This window comes from Rhizobium nepotum 39/7 (genome assembly GCF_000949865.1).
Lineage (GTDB): Bacteria > Pseudomonadota > Alphaproteobacteria > Rhizobiales > Rhizobiaceae > Agrobacterium > Agrobacterium nepotum.
This window is the reverse complement of the sequence record NZ_JWJH01000011.1, coordinates 22,645-36,770: the sequence shown is the minus strand read 5'-3', so window position 1 is coordinate 36,770 and position 14,126 is coordinate 22,645. Positions and strand designations below refer to the sequence as shown.

14 protein-coding genes are annotated in these 14,126 nt (G+C 61.6%); 8 read left to right on the top strand and 6 right to left on the bottom strand.

Going from position 1 to position 14,126, the window contains the following annotated elements; genetic code table 11:
- The first annotated feature begins 25 nt into the window (after positions 1-25).
- The 4 genes from RS75_RS12720 (at position 26) to dxs (ending at position 4,424) form a co-directional block, all read left to right on the top strand.
- Positions 26-961 carry a histone deacetylase family protein gene (locus RS75_RS12720; protein ID WP_045020969.1) on the top strand — a complete coding sequence of 312 codons (936 nt, stop codon included), beginning with the start codon at positions 26-28 and terminating at the stop codon, positions 959-961.
- Between the two features lie 2 nt (positions 962-963).
- Positions 964-1,218 carry an exodeoxyribonuclease VII small subunit gene (locus RS75_RS12715; RefSeq protein ID WP_003503059.1) on the top strand — a complete coding sequence of 85 codons (255 nt, stop codon included), beginning with the start codon at positions 964-966 and terminating at the stop codon, positions 1,216-1,218.
- Positions 1,219-1,482: 264 nt separating this feature from the next.
- Positions 1,483-2,406, top strand: a complete 924-nt coding sequence (locus RS75_RS12710) for a pirin family protein (protein ID WP_045020966.1) — start codon at positions 1,483-1,485, stop codon at positions 2,404-2,406.
- A 98-nt stretch (positions 2,407-2,504) separates the two neighbouring features.
- Positions 2,505-4,424: a 1-deoxy-D-xylulose-5-phosphate synthase gene (dxs, locus tag RS75_RS12705; protein WP_045020964.1), complete on the top strand. Its 1,920-nt coding sequence runs from the start codon at positions 2,505-2,507 to the stop codon at positions 4,422-4,424.
- 54 nt (positions 4,425-4,478) lie between these two features.
- Here dxs and RS75_RS12700 read toward each other — a convergent pair whose 3' ends face one another.
- Positions 4,479-4,841, bottom strand: coding sequence for a nuclear transport factor 2 family protein (locus RS75_RS12700; RefSeq protein ID WP_045020961.1), 363 nt, complete (start codon positions 4,839-4,841; stop codon positions 4,479-4,481).
- A 107-nt stretch (positions 4,842-4,948) separates the two neighbouring features.
- Here RS75_RS12700 and RS75_RS12695 point away from each other — a divergent pair, with 107 nt between their 5' ends.
- Positions 4,949-5,743, top strand: a complete 795-nt coding sequence (locus RS75_RS12695) for a helix-turn-helix domain-containing protein (RefSeq protein ID WP_045020959.1) — start codon at positions 4,949-4,951, stop codon at positions 5,741-5,743.
- Between the two features lie 5 nt (positions 5,744-5,748).
- Positions 5,749-6,081 (top strand): putative quinol monooxygenase, encoded by a 333-nt coding sequence (locus RS75_RS12690; protein ID WP_045020957.1) that lies wholly within the window; start codon positions 5,749-5,751, stop codon positions 6,079-6,081.
- A gap of 26 nt (positions 6,082-6,107) precedes the next feature.
- On the opposite strand, the gene RS75_RS12685 is transcribed toward RS75_RS12690, so the two are convergent.
- Both RS75_RS12685 and RS75_RS12680 read right to left on the bottom strand, forming a co-directional pair.
- Positions 6,108-6,491, bottom strand: a complete 384-nt coding sequence (locus RS75_RS12685; RefSeq protein ID WP_045020948.1) for an ACT domain-containing protein — start codon at positions 6,489-6,491, stop codon at positions 6,108-6,110.
- 147 nt (positions 6,492-6,638) lie between these two features.
- Positions 6,639-8,660, bottom strand: coding sequence for a methyl-accepting chemotaxis protein (locus RS75_RS12680; RefSeq protein ID WP_045020946.1), 2,022 nt, complete (start codon positions 8,658-8,660; stop codon positions 6,639-6,641).
- A 277-nt stretch (positions 8,661-8,937) separates the two neighbouring features.
- On the opposite strand from RS75_RS12680, the gene RS75_RS12675 reads away from it, so the two are divergent.
- Positions 8,938-9,690: a TlyA family RNA methyltransferase gene (locus RS75_RS12675; protein ID WP_045021166.1), complete on the top strand. Its 753-nt coding sequence runs from the start codon at positions 8,938-8,940 to the stop codon at positions 9,688-9,690.
- Positions 9,687-10,937, top strand: a complete 1,251-nt coding sequence (locus tag RS75_RS12670) for a class I SAM-dependent RNA methyltransferase (RefSeq protein ID WP_045020944.1) — start codon at positions 9,687-9,689, stop codon at positions 10,935-10,937. Before RS75_RS12675 ends, RS75_RS12670 begins: the two co-directional genes overlap by 4 nt.
- Here the strand turns inward: RS75_RS12670 and RS75_RS12665 are convergent, their stop codons facing one another.
- The 3 genes from RS75_RS12665 to RS75_RS12655 all read right to left on the bottom strand — a co-directional run bounded on the left by RS75_RS12665 (position 10,938) and on the right by RS75_RS12655 (position 13,960).
- Complete coding sequence (locus tag RS75_RS12665; RefSeq protein ID WP_045021164.1) at positions 10,938-11,252, bottom strand: hypothetical protein; 315 nt, start codon at positions 11,250-11,252, stop codon at positions 10,938-10,940.
- A gap of 154 nt (positions 11,253-11,406) precedes the next feature.
- Positions 11,407-12,165: a crotonase/enoyl-CoA hydratase family protein gene (locus RS75_RS12660; protein WP_045020941.1), complete on the bottom strand. Its 759-nt coding sequence runs from the start codon at positions 12,163-12,165 to the stop codon at positions 11,407-11,409.
- Positions 12,166-12,175: 10 nt separating this feature from the next.
- The gene (locus RS75_RS12655; protein WP_045020939.1) at positions 12,176-13,960 is read right to left on the bottom strand and encodes an acyl-CoA dehydrogenase; all 1,785 of its coding nucleotides are present in this window, start codon (positions 13,958-13,960) and stop codon (positions 12,176-12,178) included.
- Positions 13,961-14,126: the final 166 nt, after the last annotated feature.

Genomic DNA, 14,126 nt, shown 5'->3' with positions numbered 1-14,126 from the left:
CGATCCGCTTCCGGGAGGATAAAGAATGGCGACCCGTCTTTACGAACATCCGATCTTCCTTGAGCACATCACGCCCGAAGGCCATCCCGAGCGACCGGATCGCCTGCGGTCGCTGAACATTGCGCTCGAACATCCGAATTTCGAGCGGCTGAACCGGAAGGAAGCGCCGCAGGCCAATGAGGACGCGGTGCTTCTGGCGCATCCGGAGGAGCATCTGCTTTCCGTCATGCGCCAGATCCCCGAAGAGGATGGCGAGATCAACCGCGTCGAGGCCGATACTTATGTCTCGCCGAAAAGCCTGCAGGCGGCGCTGACCGGCATAGGTGCCGCGATGGCGGCGGTGGATGACGTGTTTACGGGTGCCGCCGACAATGTGTTCGTTGCGGCCCGCCCCCCCGGCCACCATGCGGAAACCGCGAAGGCCATGGGGTTCTGCCTTTTCAACAATGCAGCCATCGCCGCCCGCCACGCGCAGAAGGTGCATGGGGCAGAGCGCGTCGCCATCATCGACTGGGATGTGCATCACGGCAACGGCACGCAGGATATCTTCTGGAACGACACATCAGTGCTGTTCTGTTCCACCCACCAGATGCCGCTTTACCCGTGGAGCGGCGATAAAAACGAAACCGGCGTGAAGAACAATGTGGTCAACGCCCCGCTTTCGCCCAATACCGGCAGCGAGCATTTTCGCGAGGCTTTCAAATCCCGTGTCCTGCCGGCGATTGCCGATTTTTCGCCTGATCTCATCATCATCTCCGCCGGTTTCGATGCGCATCACCGCGATCCGCTGGCGCAGATCAATCTGGTCGGAGAGGATTTCGACTGGGCGACGGGACGGCTTCTGGAAATGGCGGATAAATACGCATCGAACCGGGTCGTCAGCCTGCTTGAAGGCGGTTATGATCTTGAAGGGCTGGCGGAATCGGCGGCCATGCATATTTTGAGAATGATGAAGGGTTGAATATGACGGAAAATGCCAACACAGCCGATGTCAGCGGTTATTCCTTCGAAAAGGCCGTCGCCGAGCTGGAAAGCATTGTCGCACGCCTGGAACGCGGAGACGTGGCGCTCGACGAATCGATCGCCATTTACGAGCGCGGCGAAGCCCTGAAGAAACACTGCGAAACGCTTCTGAACGCCGCCGAAAAGCGTATCGAGAAAATCCGCCTCGACCGCGCCGGAAAACCGCAGGGCGTGGAGCCGCTCGACGGGGAGTGATTATCCCCTCCCTCATTCCTGTGCCTGTCACAGGAATCTAGCCAGCCCAAGTCCTTGGGCTGAAAGGACTCTCTTAGCCGCGCAGACGCACGTCGGCTGGATTCCTGTGACAAGCACAGGAATGAGGGAGTTTGTGGATTGAACCGCATTAAATTCGCTCCCTCGCATCCGGTAACGACGCACAAACACAGCGTTCAATATCGCGATGCTCCCCAGTACCGACAGTTGTGATAAACTCCCGCCTGACGACACGAGGAGCAAAATATGTCCTTCTTTCCCGGCAACGATCCTGTCGCGGGTGACGCTTTCGCCTGCGACGCCATCGAAAACCTCATCATTCCGCGCACCAGCGATATTGGCGGTTTTGCGGTGCGGCGCGCTTTGCCAACCCGGCAGAGGCGTCTTGTCGGTCCCTTCATCTTTTTCGACCGTATGGGGCCGGCGATCCTGAAGGCGGGCGAGGCGCTGGACGTCAAGCCGCATCCGCATATCGGACTTTCCACCGTCACCTATCTGTTTGACGGTGAGATCAAACATCGCGACAGTCTCGGCACCGAACTCGTCATTCGTCCCGGCGATATCAACCTGATGACGGCCGGCCGTGGCATCGTGCATTCGGAGCGCACGCCGGAAAATCTGCGCGGCCACCCGCTTTCCATGTCCGGCCTCCAGACCTGGCTTGCCCTGCCCGACCATATGGAGGAAATCGCCCCGGCCTTTGCCCATACGGCAAGGGAAGACATGCCGCTGATCGACCTTAAGGGCGCATCCGGCCGGGTCGTCGTCGGCGAATTCGAAGGCCTCACCTCCCCGGTTTCGGCCTTTACCGACACGCTTTACGTCGATCTGACGCTGGAGCCGGGTGTGAAATTTCCCTTTTCCGCCGACCATGAGGAACGGGCGATCTACATTCTTTCCGGCTCTCTGGATGTGGCGGGCGACGTTTTTGCCGCCGACCAGCTGCTCGTTTTCCGGCCCGGCGACGACATCACGCTTCAGGGCGGCACCGGCGGCTGTCACATCATGATCTTCGGTGGGGCGGCGCTCAACCAGCGCCGCTACATCTGGTGGAACTTCGTTTCGTCATCAAAAGAACGCATAGAGCAGGCCAAACAGGAGTGGAGAACCGGACGCTTCGATATCGTTCCCGGCGACGAAGAAGAGTTTGTCCCTTTGCCGGAGGGTTGAAATTCTATAGAAGTGAACGACATGCACGGCTCACCATCAGGCTTTCCATATGAAAGATGCTCTGGCGCCGCCGCTGACCACGAGAAAAGGCCGAACTATTGACCGGAATGCCACAGACACCATTGCTTGACCGGGTGAATTTCCCATCCGATCTCAAGGAGATCGACGATCGCGACCTGCCGGCACTGGCAAGGGAACTACGCGACGAGATGATCGATGCGGTGTCGAGCACCGGCGGGCATCTGGGTGCCGGTCTGGGCGTGGTGGAACTGACGATCGCCATCCATAAGGTGTTCAACACGCCGGAAGACCGGCTGATCTTCGATGTCGGCCACCAATGTTATCCGCACAAAATCCTGACCGGCCGTCGCGAACGCATCCGCACGCTGCGGCAGGAAGGCGGGCTTTCCGGTTTCACAAGGCGGGCCGAAAGCGAATATGACGATTTCGGCGCTGGCCATTCCTCCACCTCCATTTCCGCCGGTCTCGGCATGGCGGTGGCGGCGGGGCTGGACCAGAGCGACCGCAAGGTCATCGCCGTCATCGGCGACGGTTCGATGTCGGCGGGCATGGCGTTTGAGGCGCTCAACAATGCCGGTGCGCTCGACGCGCGGCTGATCGTCATCCTCAACGACAACGACATGTCGATTGCGCCGCCGACGGGCGCGATGAGCGCCTATCTGGCGCGGCTGGCCTCCGGCCGCACCTATATGGGCTTTCGCGATTTCGGCAAGAAACTCACGGCATATCTCGGCAAGACCATCGACCGCGCCATTACCCGCGCCGTGACCCATGCGCGCGGTTACGTGACCGGCGGCACGCTGTTCGAGGAGCTTGGCTTCTATCACATCGGCCCGATCGACGGCCATTCCTTCGATCACCTGCTGCCGGTGCTGCGCAATGTGCGCGACAACCAGAAAGGCCCTGTTCTCATCCATGTGGTGACGCAGAAGGGCAAGGGTTACGCGCCGGCGGAAGCGGCAGCGGATAAATATCACGGCGTCAACAAATTCGACGTCATCACCGGCGCACAGGCGAAAGCCAAGCCCAATGCGCCGAGCTACACCAGCGTCTTTGCCGAAGCGCTGATCCAGGAAGCGACCCTCGACGACAAGATCATCGGTGTCACCGCCGCCATGCCTAGTGGTACCGGGCTGGACAAGATGGCCGAGCTTTTCCCGGCCCGCACCTTCGATGTTGGCATTGCCGAACAGCACGCCGTCACCTTCGCCGCCGGACTTGCGGCGGATGGTTACAAGCCGTTCTGCGCGCTTTATTCCACCTTCCTGCAACGCGGTTACGACCAGCTGGTGCATGACGTGGCCATTCAGAGCCTGCCGGTTCGTTTCCCCATCGACCGCGCCGGTTTCGTCGGCGCTGACGGACCGACCCATGCCGGCTCCTTCGACACCACCTTCCTTGCCACCCTGCCCGGCATGGTGGTGATGGCGGCCTCAGATGAGGCCGAGCTGAAACATATGGTCCGCACGGCTGCGGCCTATGATGAAGGCCCGATCTCCTTCCGTTTTCCGCGCGGCGAAGGCGTGGGCGTCGAGATGCCGGCGCGCGGCGAAATTCTTGAGATCGGCAAGGGACGCATCATCAAGGAAGGCACCAAGGTCGCCCTCCTCTCCTTCGGCACACGCCTTGCGGAATGCCTTGCGGCGGCCGAAGACCTCGATGCCGCCGGACTTTCGACGACGGTGGCCGATGCGCGTTTCGCCAAGCCGCTCGATCTCGACCTCATCCGCCAGCTTGCCGCCCATCACGAGGTTCTGGTGACGATCGAGGAAGGCTCCGTCGGCGGTTTCGGTGCACATGTGCTGCATTTCATGGCAAGCGCCGGATTGCTCGACCACGGCCCGAAGGTCCGCACGCTCACCTTGCCTGACCAATGGGTCGAGCAGGCCAAGCCCGAGACCATGTATGCCAATGCCGGCCTAGACCGCGCCGGCATCGTTACCACCGTGTTCAATGCACTCGGCCAGAGCCAGGCCGGTGTGGGATTTGCCGGTTAAGCACCCTTCTCAGGACGAGGCGTGGCGGGGTAACCCCGCCGCCGCCTGATCGTTTTACGTCGCGGCACCGTCGAGGAAACCGACGACATTTTCAATCCGTCCGCCGGCATCGCGGCTGACGACATCAGTACCACCGGCGACATCGTCTCCATCAGGCGAAACCAGACGCCATGAGAACCGGGTAAAGATGCCATGGCCATCCGGGGTGCCTGCCAGAACAAAGCGATATCCCGGAAAATTCTGTCGGGCCGCCTCTATCATCGCGGCGATGCTCAGTTGCCCCTCGCCCTGCATCAAAGGATCGGCGTAGCGCGCCGTTTCGGCCCACCCCTCCTTGACGAGGTGCTTGCGGCGTTCATCGTTCTCCTCGTTCCAGACGGCGAGGTAGGTTTCGGCGATTGCGAGATGTTGCGTCATGATTGCGCTCCTTGTGGTTGACGGCCTGAAAATGCCGGGAGCCGTGGCGCAGAACAATTACCTGCTGGGTAATCGCATTGCCGATTTCTTCTGCTAGGCTGCGGGGCATGACACATCACAGAGAACATGTCGGCCAGGTGCTGAAGGAATGGCGTGCCCGCCGCCGGTTGAGCCAGCTCGATCTGGCATCGGAGGCGGAGATATCGGCGCGTCATTTGAGCTTTGTGGAAAGCGGGCGATCATCGCCCAGCCGCGAAATGCTGACGCGGCTGGCGGCGCAGCTTTCCATGCCCGCCCGCGCCACCAACCGGCTGATGCTGGCGGCGGGCTACGCGCCTGTCCATTCCGAACGATCGCTGGATGCGCCGGACATGGCGGCGGCTCGCCACGCCGTCGAAACCGTGGTGCAGGGACACATGCCCTTTCCGGCACTTGCCGTCGACCGCCACTGGAACCTGATCCTTGCCAACGACGCGATCAAATCGCTTCTGGCCGGCGTTTCCGAGGAACTGCTTCGCCCGCCCCTCAATGCATTGAGGCTGAGCCTGCATCCTGATGGTTTGAGTTCGCGCATCGTCAATCTTGCCGAATGGCGGCACCACCTGCTGGAACGCCTGCGACGACAGGTCGAAGAAACCGGAGACGAGACGCTTTCCCGGTTGCATGCGGAGCTTTCCGCCTATCCCGCGCCTGCCGCTCCGCGGCATGTTGCCGGGGCCGATCCGTTGGCGATACCGCTCGAACTGCGCGATCCGTCGTCGGGGCGCGTTTTGCGCTTCATCTCCACCACCACGGTTTTCGGAACCGCCACTGATGTAACGTTGTCCGAGCTGGTGCTGGAATGTTTTTACCCGGCCGATGCGGAGACCCGCGCCGCCCTGATGCAAGGCACACAGGAGTAAAGACCATGCACACCACCTATCTCATCGGCTTCAAGGTCCGCCCCGGCCAGCGCGACCGTTTTCTGGAATTGCTGAATGCGCTGCTCGACGCCATGCGACACGAAAACACCTTTGTGAACGCGACCCTGCATCGAGACGGCGACAACGAAAACCACTTCCTGCTGCACGAGACCTGGAGCGACCATCAGGACGTCCTCGACGTTCAGATACATCGCCCCTATCGGCAGGCCTGGCACGATGCCCTGCCCGATCTTCTGGATGCCCCACGCGATATCTCCGTCTGGCACCCCATGCGGGCCGATCATGCCGCGCGAGATCATCCTCTCACCAACGCATAATGCATCAGCGTCGCGGCTAATGGATCTTAAATGAGCGAATGTCCCGCATTTGCCAGCAGATCGAGCGCTTTCTCCAGATCGTTCGATTTCACGAGCAGATGGTCACCATCGAAAGTCGAAACCACAAATATTCCGATCTCATTGGTCGACAACGGCTCGATCACGGACAAGACGATACCCGTTTCATCGAAGGCGAATGGACCCTGTAACTGTAAACAGGACCAACCGGCATCAGATCGCACATCCCGAGGGATGCGATCTTCCCGGCAGACGATGGAAAGTTCGTCATCTGTCCGGCTGATGCTGACGAACCCGCCGCCATCGGCCCACGCCGGAATGGCGTCAGAAGCTTGAAGCCGGGCCACCCCATATGCACCGTCCAAAACTCGTAATTTAACGCGAGCTGTCATCTAGAAATTACCTTTTCTGAAAAACTGCGGCGGGCGATTGCTGATACGCGCGGTTGTGCACCGGCCCTATTTGACCTGAAAACCGAACAACAAAAAGGGGCCTCGCGGACCCCTTTTTTCTTACGCAACGATACTGACAAGTCCAGCTCAGAACTCCGTCCAGTCCTGATCCTTGGCTGCGGGTGCTTCGGCAGCGCCACCGAAGGCGCGGGTGAGGCTTTGGCCGAGCGCGCGCGCAGGCGACGCGACCGGTCTTGCGGTGGCGGAGGCCGGTTTTACCGGTGCCTTTCTGGCCGGCGCGGCTGGCGCTGGCTGGAAGGCGGGTTTTGCCGAGGACTGGCGGGATGCCGCATATCCGCCGGCGCTGGCGACGGCGCCACGGACGCCACCCATCTTGAACTGGCCGAGCAGACTATTGAGCGCTTCCGCCTCGCGGGCGAGAGAATGGCTGGCGGCGGTCTGCTGCTCCACCATCGCGGCATTCTGCTGCGTGCCCTGATCCATGGTGTTCACCGCCGTGTTGATTTCCTGCAGGCCAGTCGCCTGCTCGCGGGCGGCAACGACGATGGCGCTGACATGGGCGTTGATCTCCTCGACTTCCGCCACGATCAGTTCCAGCGCCTTGCCGGTCTCGTCGACGAGGTTGACGCCGTTTTCCACCTGCCGACTGGAAGCGCCGATCAGCGTCTTGATTTCCTTGGCGGCATTGGCGGAACGCTGGGCGAGTTCGCGGACTTCCTGCGCGACGACGGCAAACCCCTTGCCGGCATCACCGGCGCGGGCAGCTTCGACGCCGGCATTCAGCGCAAGCAGGTTGGTCTGGAAGGCAATGTCGTCGATGACGCCGATGATGTTGCCGATCTCGCCCGAGGACTTCTCGATCTCGCGCATGGCGGCGACAGCCTTGCGCACCACGACGCCCGACTTTTCCGCACCGGTGCGGGCGCGCTGGACCAGACTGCCGGCATCCTCGGCGCCCTTGGCGCTGTCGCGCACCGTGGTGGTGACTTCTTCCAGTGCTGCGGCTGTTTCCTCGATGGAGGCCGCCTGGTGTTCGGTGCGGCGCGAAAGATCGTCAGCGGCGGACAGCATTTCCGCAGCGCCGGCATTGATCGCGGCCGCGTTCTCGCCGACCGTGCGCAGCGCCTGCTGGAGCTTTTCAACAGCGCTGTTGAAGTCGATGCGGATGGGGTCGATGTAAGAAGCGAAAGGTGTCTCGATCCGGTAGGCGAGATCGCCATTGGCAAGTGCAGCAAGGCCCTTGCCTAGCTCGTCACGCGCAACGGCGTTGGCGGCCTCGTCCTTCGCCTTCTCTTCCTCGTTGCGGTGGCGCTCGGTCTCGGTTGCGGAGCGCATGCGCTCGGTTTCGCCGGCAAGGCGGGATTTCTCCAGACCGGCTTCCTTGAAGACGAGAACAGCCTTCGCCATCTTGCCGACTTCGTCCTTGCGGTCGAGAGCCGGAACTTCCGTGGTCATATCGCCATCGGCAAGCCTGCTCATCGCCGCCGTCATGCCGACGATCGGCGTGACGATCGAGCGCGACAGCGCCAAGATGAGGGCGACGGCGAGAAGTCCGGCAACGGCGCCACCACCCACAAGCGCGAGCTTGAGGTTGAGCGCGGCGTCATCCTGCTGCGCGGCATAGCTTGCCGACAAGCCGTTCAGCTGGTCCTTGATCTTGGCGGCGGAAGCGCGGAACCCATCGAGCTGGCCCTTGGCCTGATTGCGGCCGATCTCGATGATTTCGGAAATCGGCGCTTCGGTCGTCTTGCGTGCAGCGATCTGCGGTTCCGCCAGTTCCTTGAAGAACACGGTGGCGGATGCTTGCATGTCGTTAATGGATTTCACGATTTCCGGCTGGCCGGCGGCGAGCGCGCGGGCTTCGTCGAGCTTCTTCAGCATCAGGTCGCGCTGGGCGAACACATCATTATAGGTGCTGTCGCTGCGAAACAGCAGGAAACCGCGCTGGTTGACGGCCTGCTCCAGCATGGCGGCCGTGGCTCCATCCACCGCATGCATGATGGTGTTTGCCCTGTTGTTTTCGATCGTGGCGCGCTCGCTCCCCAGCGTCTGCCAGAAGACGACCGCGGAGGCGAGCAGGCACACGCCCATCAAGGCACAGAAAGTGACTATAAGCTTTATGTTGATGGGGAAGTTTTTAAGCGACATCGCAAACTCTCTCGGCGACCTGATGCCACGGAGCAAGCGTCTGCGCTGCAACGGTCGCAATTTTGGGAATGGGAGGAGATGCCGTCATGGCAGGTTCCGAGTGGCCGCACGGGCCTTGCACACAAAGTGCAATACAAGCCTTTATATTGGATTAATCGCATTTACCGTTTGCGGGGACATCGCATTCATGGTCCTTATCGCGGCCGGAGGGCATCGCCGGGCGGTTTTGACGATAAATTGCTTGCATCTCCGGGGTTTGGCGGTCATTGACAGGATCATGTCCAAAAAACCTGAAAATGAACGGCTTGACCAGCTTCTTGTTTCGCTCGGCCACTTTGCCAGCCGCTCGCGCGCGCGCGACGCGATTGCGCGCGGCACCGTGAATATCAACGGGAAAACCGCCACCAAGCCAAGCCAGACCGTTGCCGCAAACGTCAAGATCACTATTACCGATCCGGCGCAGGCCTATGTTTCCCGCGCAGCCCTCAAGCTCACGGCCGCGCTCGATCATTTCGGGCTCGATCCGAAGGACCATGAATGTCTCGACGTCGGCGCCTCCACCGGCGGCTTCACCGAGGTGCTGCTGCATCGCGGTGCAAAACACGTCACCTCCATCGATGTCGGCCACGGCCAGATGCACCCAAGGATCGAGAACGATCCGCGCGTGACCAATCTGGAAGGGCTCAACGCGCGTTACCTGACCACCGACGACATCGATGACCGTCCAGTGGACTTCATCGTCTCCGACGTGTCCTTCATCTCCATAAAGCTTGCGCTTGCCCCGGCGCTCGCGCTTGCCGTCTCCGGCGCTCTCGCGGTTCTGCTGGTCAAGCCGCAATTCGAGGCGGGACGCGACGCCATCAGCAAGGCTGGGCTGCTCAAAGAGCCGGAAACGGCGCCCGCAGTTGCCGCCGAGCTGGAACGCTGGCTGACGGAAGACATGGGCTGGAAAAGCCTCGGTCTCATTCCTTCGCCAATTTCCGGCGGCGATGGCAATGTCGAATTTCTTCTCGGGGGCGAAAAGCCATGAGTGCACAAACCGTCAGCATCACGAGCCTCGGCGCCCAGGGCGACGGCATTGCGCACTGTCCCGACGGTCCGGTCTACGTGCCCTTCGCCCTGCCCGGAGAAACCGTGGCCATTGCCAGGGTCAAGGATACCGGCACGATCATGTCCATTGCGGAAGCCTCGGCAGACCGCCGCGAGCCCGCCTGCCGCCACTTCGGCCTCGAGGGCGTCAACGGCACCTGCGGCGGCTGTTCGTTGCAGCATCTGGCCGACCAGCCCTATCACGTCTTCAAGCGGGAACTGGTGGTTTCGGCGCTGAAATCGAAGGGGCTTACCCCTGATGTGGACGATCTCGTCATCTGTCGCCCCGGCGAGCGCCGCCGCGCGGTGTTTGCCGCCCGCAGGACGGAAAAGGGTCTGCTGCTCGGCTTCAGCCAGGCGAACAGCCATCACATCGTCGCCATCGAGGAATGTCCCGTCACCTCGCCCGGCATCGTGTCGCGGCTGGATGCCATCCGCACCATCGGCCTTTCCGTTTCATCGAATGCGGAACCGTTCCGCATCGCCGTTCTTGAAACGCTCTCGGGTCTTGATATCTCCGTCGACGGCATCAAATCCGTTGGCGACAAGCAGCGGCGCATGTTGACGGAGACGGTGCTGGCCATGCGCGGCATCGCCCGCGTCTCGCTATCAGGCGAAATCCTGATCGAACCGCATAAGCCGATCATCGAATTTGGCGGCATCACCGTGTCGCCGCCGGCCGGCGGTTTTACACAGGCGACGAAACAGGCCGAAGACGCAATGGCAGAACTGGTGCTCGCCCATGTCGGCAAATCCAAACGCATTGCCGATCTTTTCTGCGGTTCCGGCACATTTGCGCTCCGGCTGGCCCGCGTCGGCCGCGTGCATGCGGTGGAGGCGGAGGACAAGCCGCTGAAGGCGCTGGATTTCGCCGCGCGCAATACGCAGGGGGTGAAACCCGTCAGCATCGAGAGACGCGATCTCTTCCGCCGCCCGCTGATGACGAGCGAATTGAAGAATTACGACGCTGTCGTGTTCGATCCGCCACGCGCCGGTGCGGAATTCCAGTGCAAGGAACTTGCCCGCAGCACGGTGAAGAAAATCGTCGCCGTCAGTTGCAATCCGCTGACGCTTGCCCGCGACCTCGCCATTCTGGTGGAGGGCGGTTATCGCGTCACGCGCGTCACGCCGGTCGATCAGTTCCTGTGGTCGCCGCATGTGGAAGCGGTCGCGACGCTGGAGAAATAATCACCAGGCCGTATCGACCGTGCCGTTGCCGACCACGCCCGAGCAGCGGCAACTGCCGCCGACGCGACCTTGCTTGATCGGGCAGACATAGGGCCGGCGGCGATTGGCGCTCTCCGGCGGGGTGATGACGCACACGAAGCGCGCGCGGCGCTGGCGATCGCGGGAATTGCCGGAATAGTAGTTCGGACTATCGTCTTGCATGGACTGCGCCAGAATGACGTTGTTGCTCGAACCCGGCAAAGGCGCAATCGCCGCCGCCTCTGCAACGGTCGCGGCAGAGAGAAAAATGGTCAGGGCGAAAACGAAGTGACGCATGCGGGTGGCCTTCGGACGTAGAGTTTGTGCGATCCGTCTTTGCCGGACCAGTTTGATCGACCATACATAATCCGCCTTCACAAGCACAGCGGCCTTCAAATTTCAACGCTGCCGCCTGCTTCACAAAAAGTGGGACTGATCGCTGCGCGAACGCTTAACGGCGCATGAATGCCTCGAAAGCCGCCCTCGCTTCGGCACTCTGCAATTGCGCGATGAAGTGGCGGGCTTCCTCGTCGATGCGGGCGAGCACGTCCTGCGGGTTGCCGCGCACGAGATCGCGGGCGATCTTCAGCGCCTGCTGCGGCTTGGCGGCAAGCCGGGTGGCAAGCGCCAGCGTTTCACTTTCGACATGTTCGGGAGCCACGACCTTCCAGATCATTCCGGCCTGCAAGGCCTGTTCGGCGGAAAAACCTTCGCCCATGGCCAGCAGCGCAAAGGCGCGCTGATGGCCGATGAGTCTCGGTGCAAGCAGGCTTGAGGCCGCTTCCGGCACCAGTGCCAGATCCACGAAAGGCGTCTTGAACAGGCTGCGGTTGGAGGCGACGGTCAGATCGCAATGCAGGTTCAGCGTCGTGCCGATGCCGATGGCCAGCCCGTCAACACCGGAAACCAGCGGTTTTTCAAAGGTCGCCAGCGCCTTCAGAAGATCGAGCACCGCAAGCTTGCCCTTTGCGCCCGACATGGCGAAGGCGAGGAAATCGGCCATGTCGTTGCCAGCGGAAAAGCAGCCTTCCGTGCCGAGAAAAGCGACCACACGAATATCCGGGTCCGCATTGGCGGCCTGCAAGGCTTCAGCCATACGCAGATACATCGCATCGGTAATGGCGTTTTTCTTTTCCGGCCGGTTGAAGCGGATGGTCAGAACGTCAGGCGCATGGCCGACCCGCTCGACGAGAATATGATCGTCCGACATGGCTTTCTCCTTAATCCAGCACGACGCGGGCGGCGGCAAGGCTTGCCGCCCCGGCAATGACGCGGTCTTTGAGCGCCGCCGTTTCCGCCAGCAGGTTTTCCGCCGCAAACCGGCAGAGCGAGGCGCGCTGCGCACCCCTGCCGTCATCCACCTGCGCCAAGGCGCCCTTGGCGAGATAAGCCCCGGTGAGCGCCAGCCCGAAGAGGCGCTGATAGGGTGTGGCGCCAGCAAGCGCGGTTTCGATCTCGCCCGCCTTCAGGCGTTGCAGCAGCCAGTCGGTCGTGGTTTCCAGATCGGTGAGGCTTGTTTCCAGGTAACGGGCCGTTTCGCCGAGATCGACGCGGTTCGAGGCTGCTGTCCGGGTGGCGATTTCACGCAGCTCAGTGATGAAGCCGCGCACTTGCGCGCCATCGGAAAGCGACAGCTTGCGCACCACAAGATCGATGGCCTGAATGCCGTTGGTGCCCTCGTAGATCGGCGCGATGCGCGCGTCCCGCAGGTAACGCGCAGCCCCGGTCTCCTCGATGAAGCCCATGCCGCCATGCACCTGAATGCCCATGGAAGCGACATCGACACCGGCATCGGTGGAGAAGGATTTGGCGATCGGCGTCAAAAGTGCTGCGCGCTCCTGCCAGTGGGCGCGCTCGGCCGTATCTTCGGCAGCATGCGCCATGTCGATGGCGTGGGCGCAGCTGAAGGAGATCGCCCGCGACCCCTGCGTCAGCGCCTTCATCGTCAGAAGCGTTCTGGCGATATCCGGATGCGCGATGATCGGGCTCATGCCGGAACCTTGCCAGCCGGGCGCCTTGCCCTGCGTGCGCTCTTTGGCGTATTCGATTGCCTTCTGGGTGGCCGCTTCGCAGATCGCCACGCCCTGCATGCCGACGGCAAGGCGAGCATTGTTCATCATGGTGAACATGCAGGCGAGACCCTTGTTCTCCTCGCCGATCAGCCAGCCCAAGGCACCCTTCTCTTCGCCGAACCTGCCGTCTCCGAAGATCATCGTGCAGGTGGGCGAACCGTGAATGCCGAGCTTGTGTTCCAGCGAATGGCAGAAGACGTCGTTGCGGCTGCCCGGCGCACCATCGTCGTCCGGCAGGAATTTCGGCACGAGGAACAGCGAGATGCCGCGCGTGCCGGCCGGCGCATCCGGCAGGCGCGCGAGAACGAGGTGGATGATATTGTCCGCCGCGTCATGTTCACCCCAGGTGATGAAAATCTTCTGGCCGAAGATGCGGTAGGTGCCGTCGCCATTACGTTCAGCCCGGCTCTTCAGGACGCCAAGGTCCGACCCCGCATGCGGTTCGGTGAGGTTCATCGTGCCGGTCCATTCGCCGGAGACGAGTTTTGGAAGATAGGTGCGCTTGAGATCGTTGCTGCCGTGGGCGACCAGAGCTTCGACAGCCCCCATGGTCAGCGTTGGCGCCAGCGCGAAAGCCATGGAACCGGAGTTCCACATTTCGAGCGCCGCGACATTCAGCATATGCGGCAGGTTCTGGCCCCCGAACTCCTCAGGCGCGGTCAGGCTGTTCCAGCCGGCCTCAGCCCAGCGCCGGTAAAGATCGGCCCAGCCATCCGGCGTCGTGACCTTGTCGTCGCTCAGGCGCGCACCCTGGCGGTCGCCTATATCGGCAAGCGGCGCAACCTGCTCGGTGGCAAAACGGCCCGCTTCCTGCAAAATGGCATCCACGACATCTTCACCGAGATCCCCCAGCGCACCCTTCGCGAGCGCATCTTGAAGACCCGCCACATGTTTGAGCGTAAAGGCGATATCGTCCACCGGCGCGGTATACATGCTGCCTCCTCCCGAAGCTTTTGCCTATCGTGCTGTTCTTCGGGCTAAATGATTTTTACGTAAACGTCAATTTGAAAATTCCCCGCTTTTCAGCGGGATTGTTATAAAACTGTCATGTGAATTTGCTCAGCATGCGCTGACAGGTGCCGTGCCACCGCTGCCGTTC

What these genes read in the sequence shown, in the direction of transcription:
- RS75_RS12720 (WP_045020969.1), top strand. Translation starts at nt 26, where the DNA reads ATGGCGACCCGTCTTTACGAACATCCGATCTTCCTTGAGCACATCACG.
- RS75_RS12715 (WP_003503059.1), top strand. Translation starts at nt 964, where the DNA reads ATGACGGAAAATGCCAACACAGCCGATGTCAGCGGTTATTCCTTCGAA.
- RS75_RS12710 (WP_045020966.1), top strand. Translation starts at nt 1,483, where the DNA reads ATGTCCTTCTTTCCCGGCAACGATCCTGTCGCGGGTGACGCTTTCGCC.
- RS75_RS12700 (WP_045020961.1), bottom strand. Translation starts at nt 4,841, where the DNA reads ATGACGCAACATCTCGCAATCGCCGAAACCTACCTCGCCGTCTGGAAC.
- RS75_RS12695 (WP_045020959.1), top strand. Translation starts at nt 4,949, where the DNA reads ATGACACATCACAGAGAACATGTCGGCCAGGTGCTGAAGGAATGGCGT.
- RS75_RS12690 (WP_045020957.1), top strand. Translation starts at nt 5,749, where the DNA reads ATGCACACCACCTATCTCATCGGCTTCAAGGTCCGCCCCGGCCAGCGC.
- RS75_RS12685 (WP_045020948.1), bottom strand. Translation starts at nt 6,491, where the DNA reads ATGACAGCTCGCGTTAAATTACGAGTTTTGGACGGTGCATATGGGGTG.
- RS75_RS12680 (WP_045020946.1), bottom strand. Translation starts at nt 8,660, where the DNA reads ATGTCGCTTAAAAACTTCCCCATCAACATAAAGCTTATAGTCACTTTC.
- RS75_RS12675 (WP_045021166.1), top strand. Translation starts at nt 8,938, where the DNA reads ATGTCCAAAAAACCTGAAAATGAACGGCTTGACCAGCTTCTTGTTTCG.
- RS75_RS12670 (WP_045020944.1), top strand. Translation starts at nt 9,687, where the DNA reads ATGAGTGCACAAACCGTCAGCATCACGAGCCTCGGCGCCCAGGGCGAC.
- RS75_RS12665 (WP_045021164.1), bottom strand. Translation starts at nt 11,252, where the DNA reads ATGCGTCACTTCGTTTTCGCCCTGACCATTTTTCTCTCTGCCGCGACC.
- RS75_RS12660 (WP_045020941.1), bottom strand. Translation starts at nt 12,165, where the DNA reads ATGTCGGACGATCATATTCTCGTCGAGCGGGTCGGCCATGCGCCTGAC.
- RS75_RS12655 (WP_045020939.1), bottom strand. Translation starts at nt 13,960, where the DNA reads ATGTATACCGCGCCGGTGGACGATATCGCCTTTACGCTCAAACATGTG.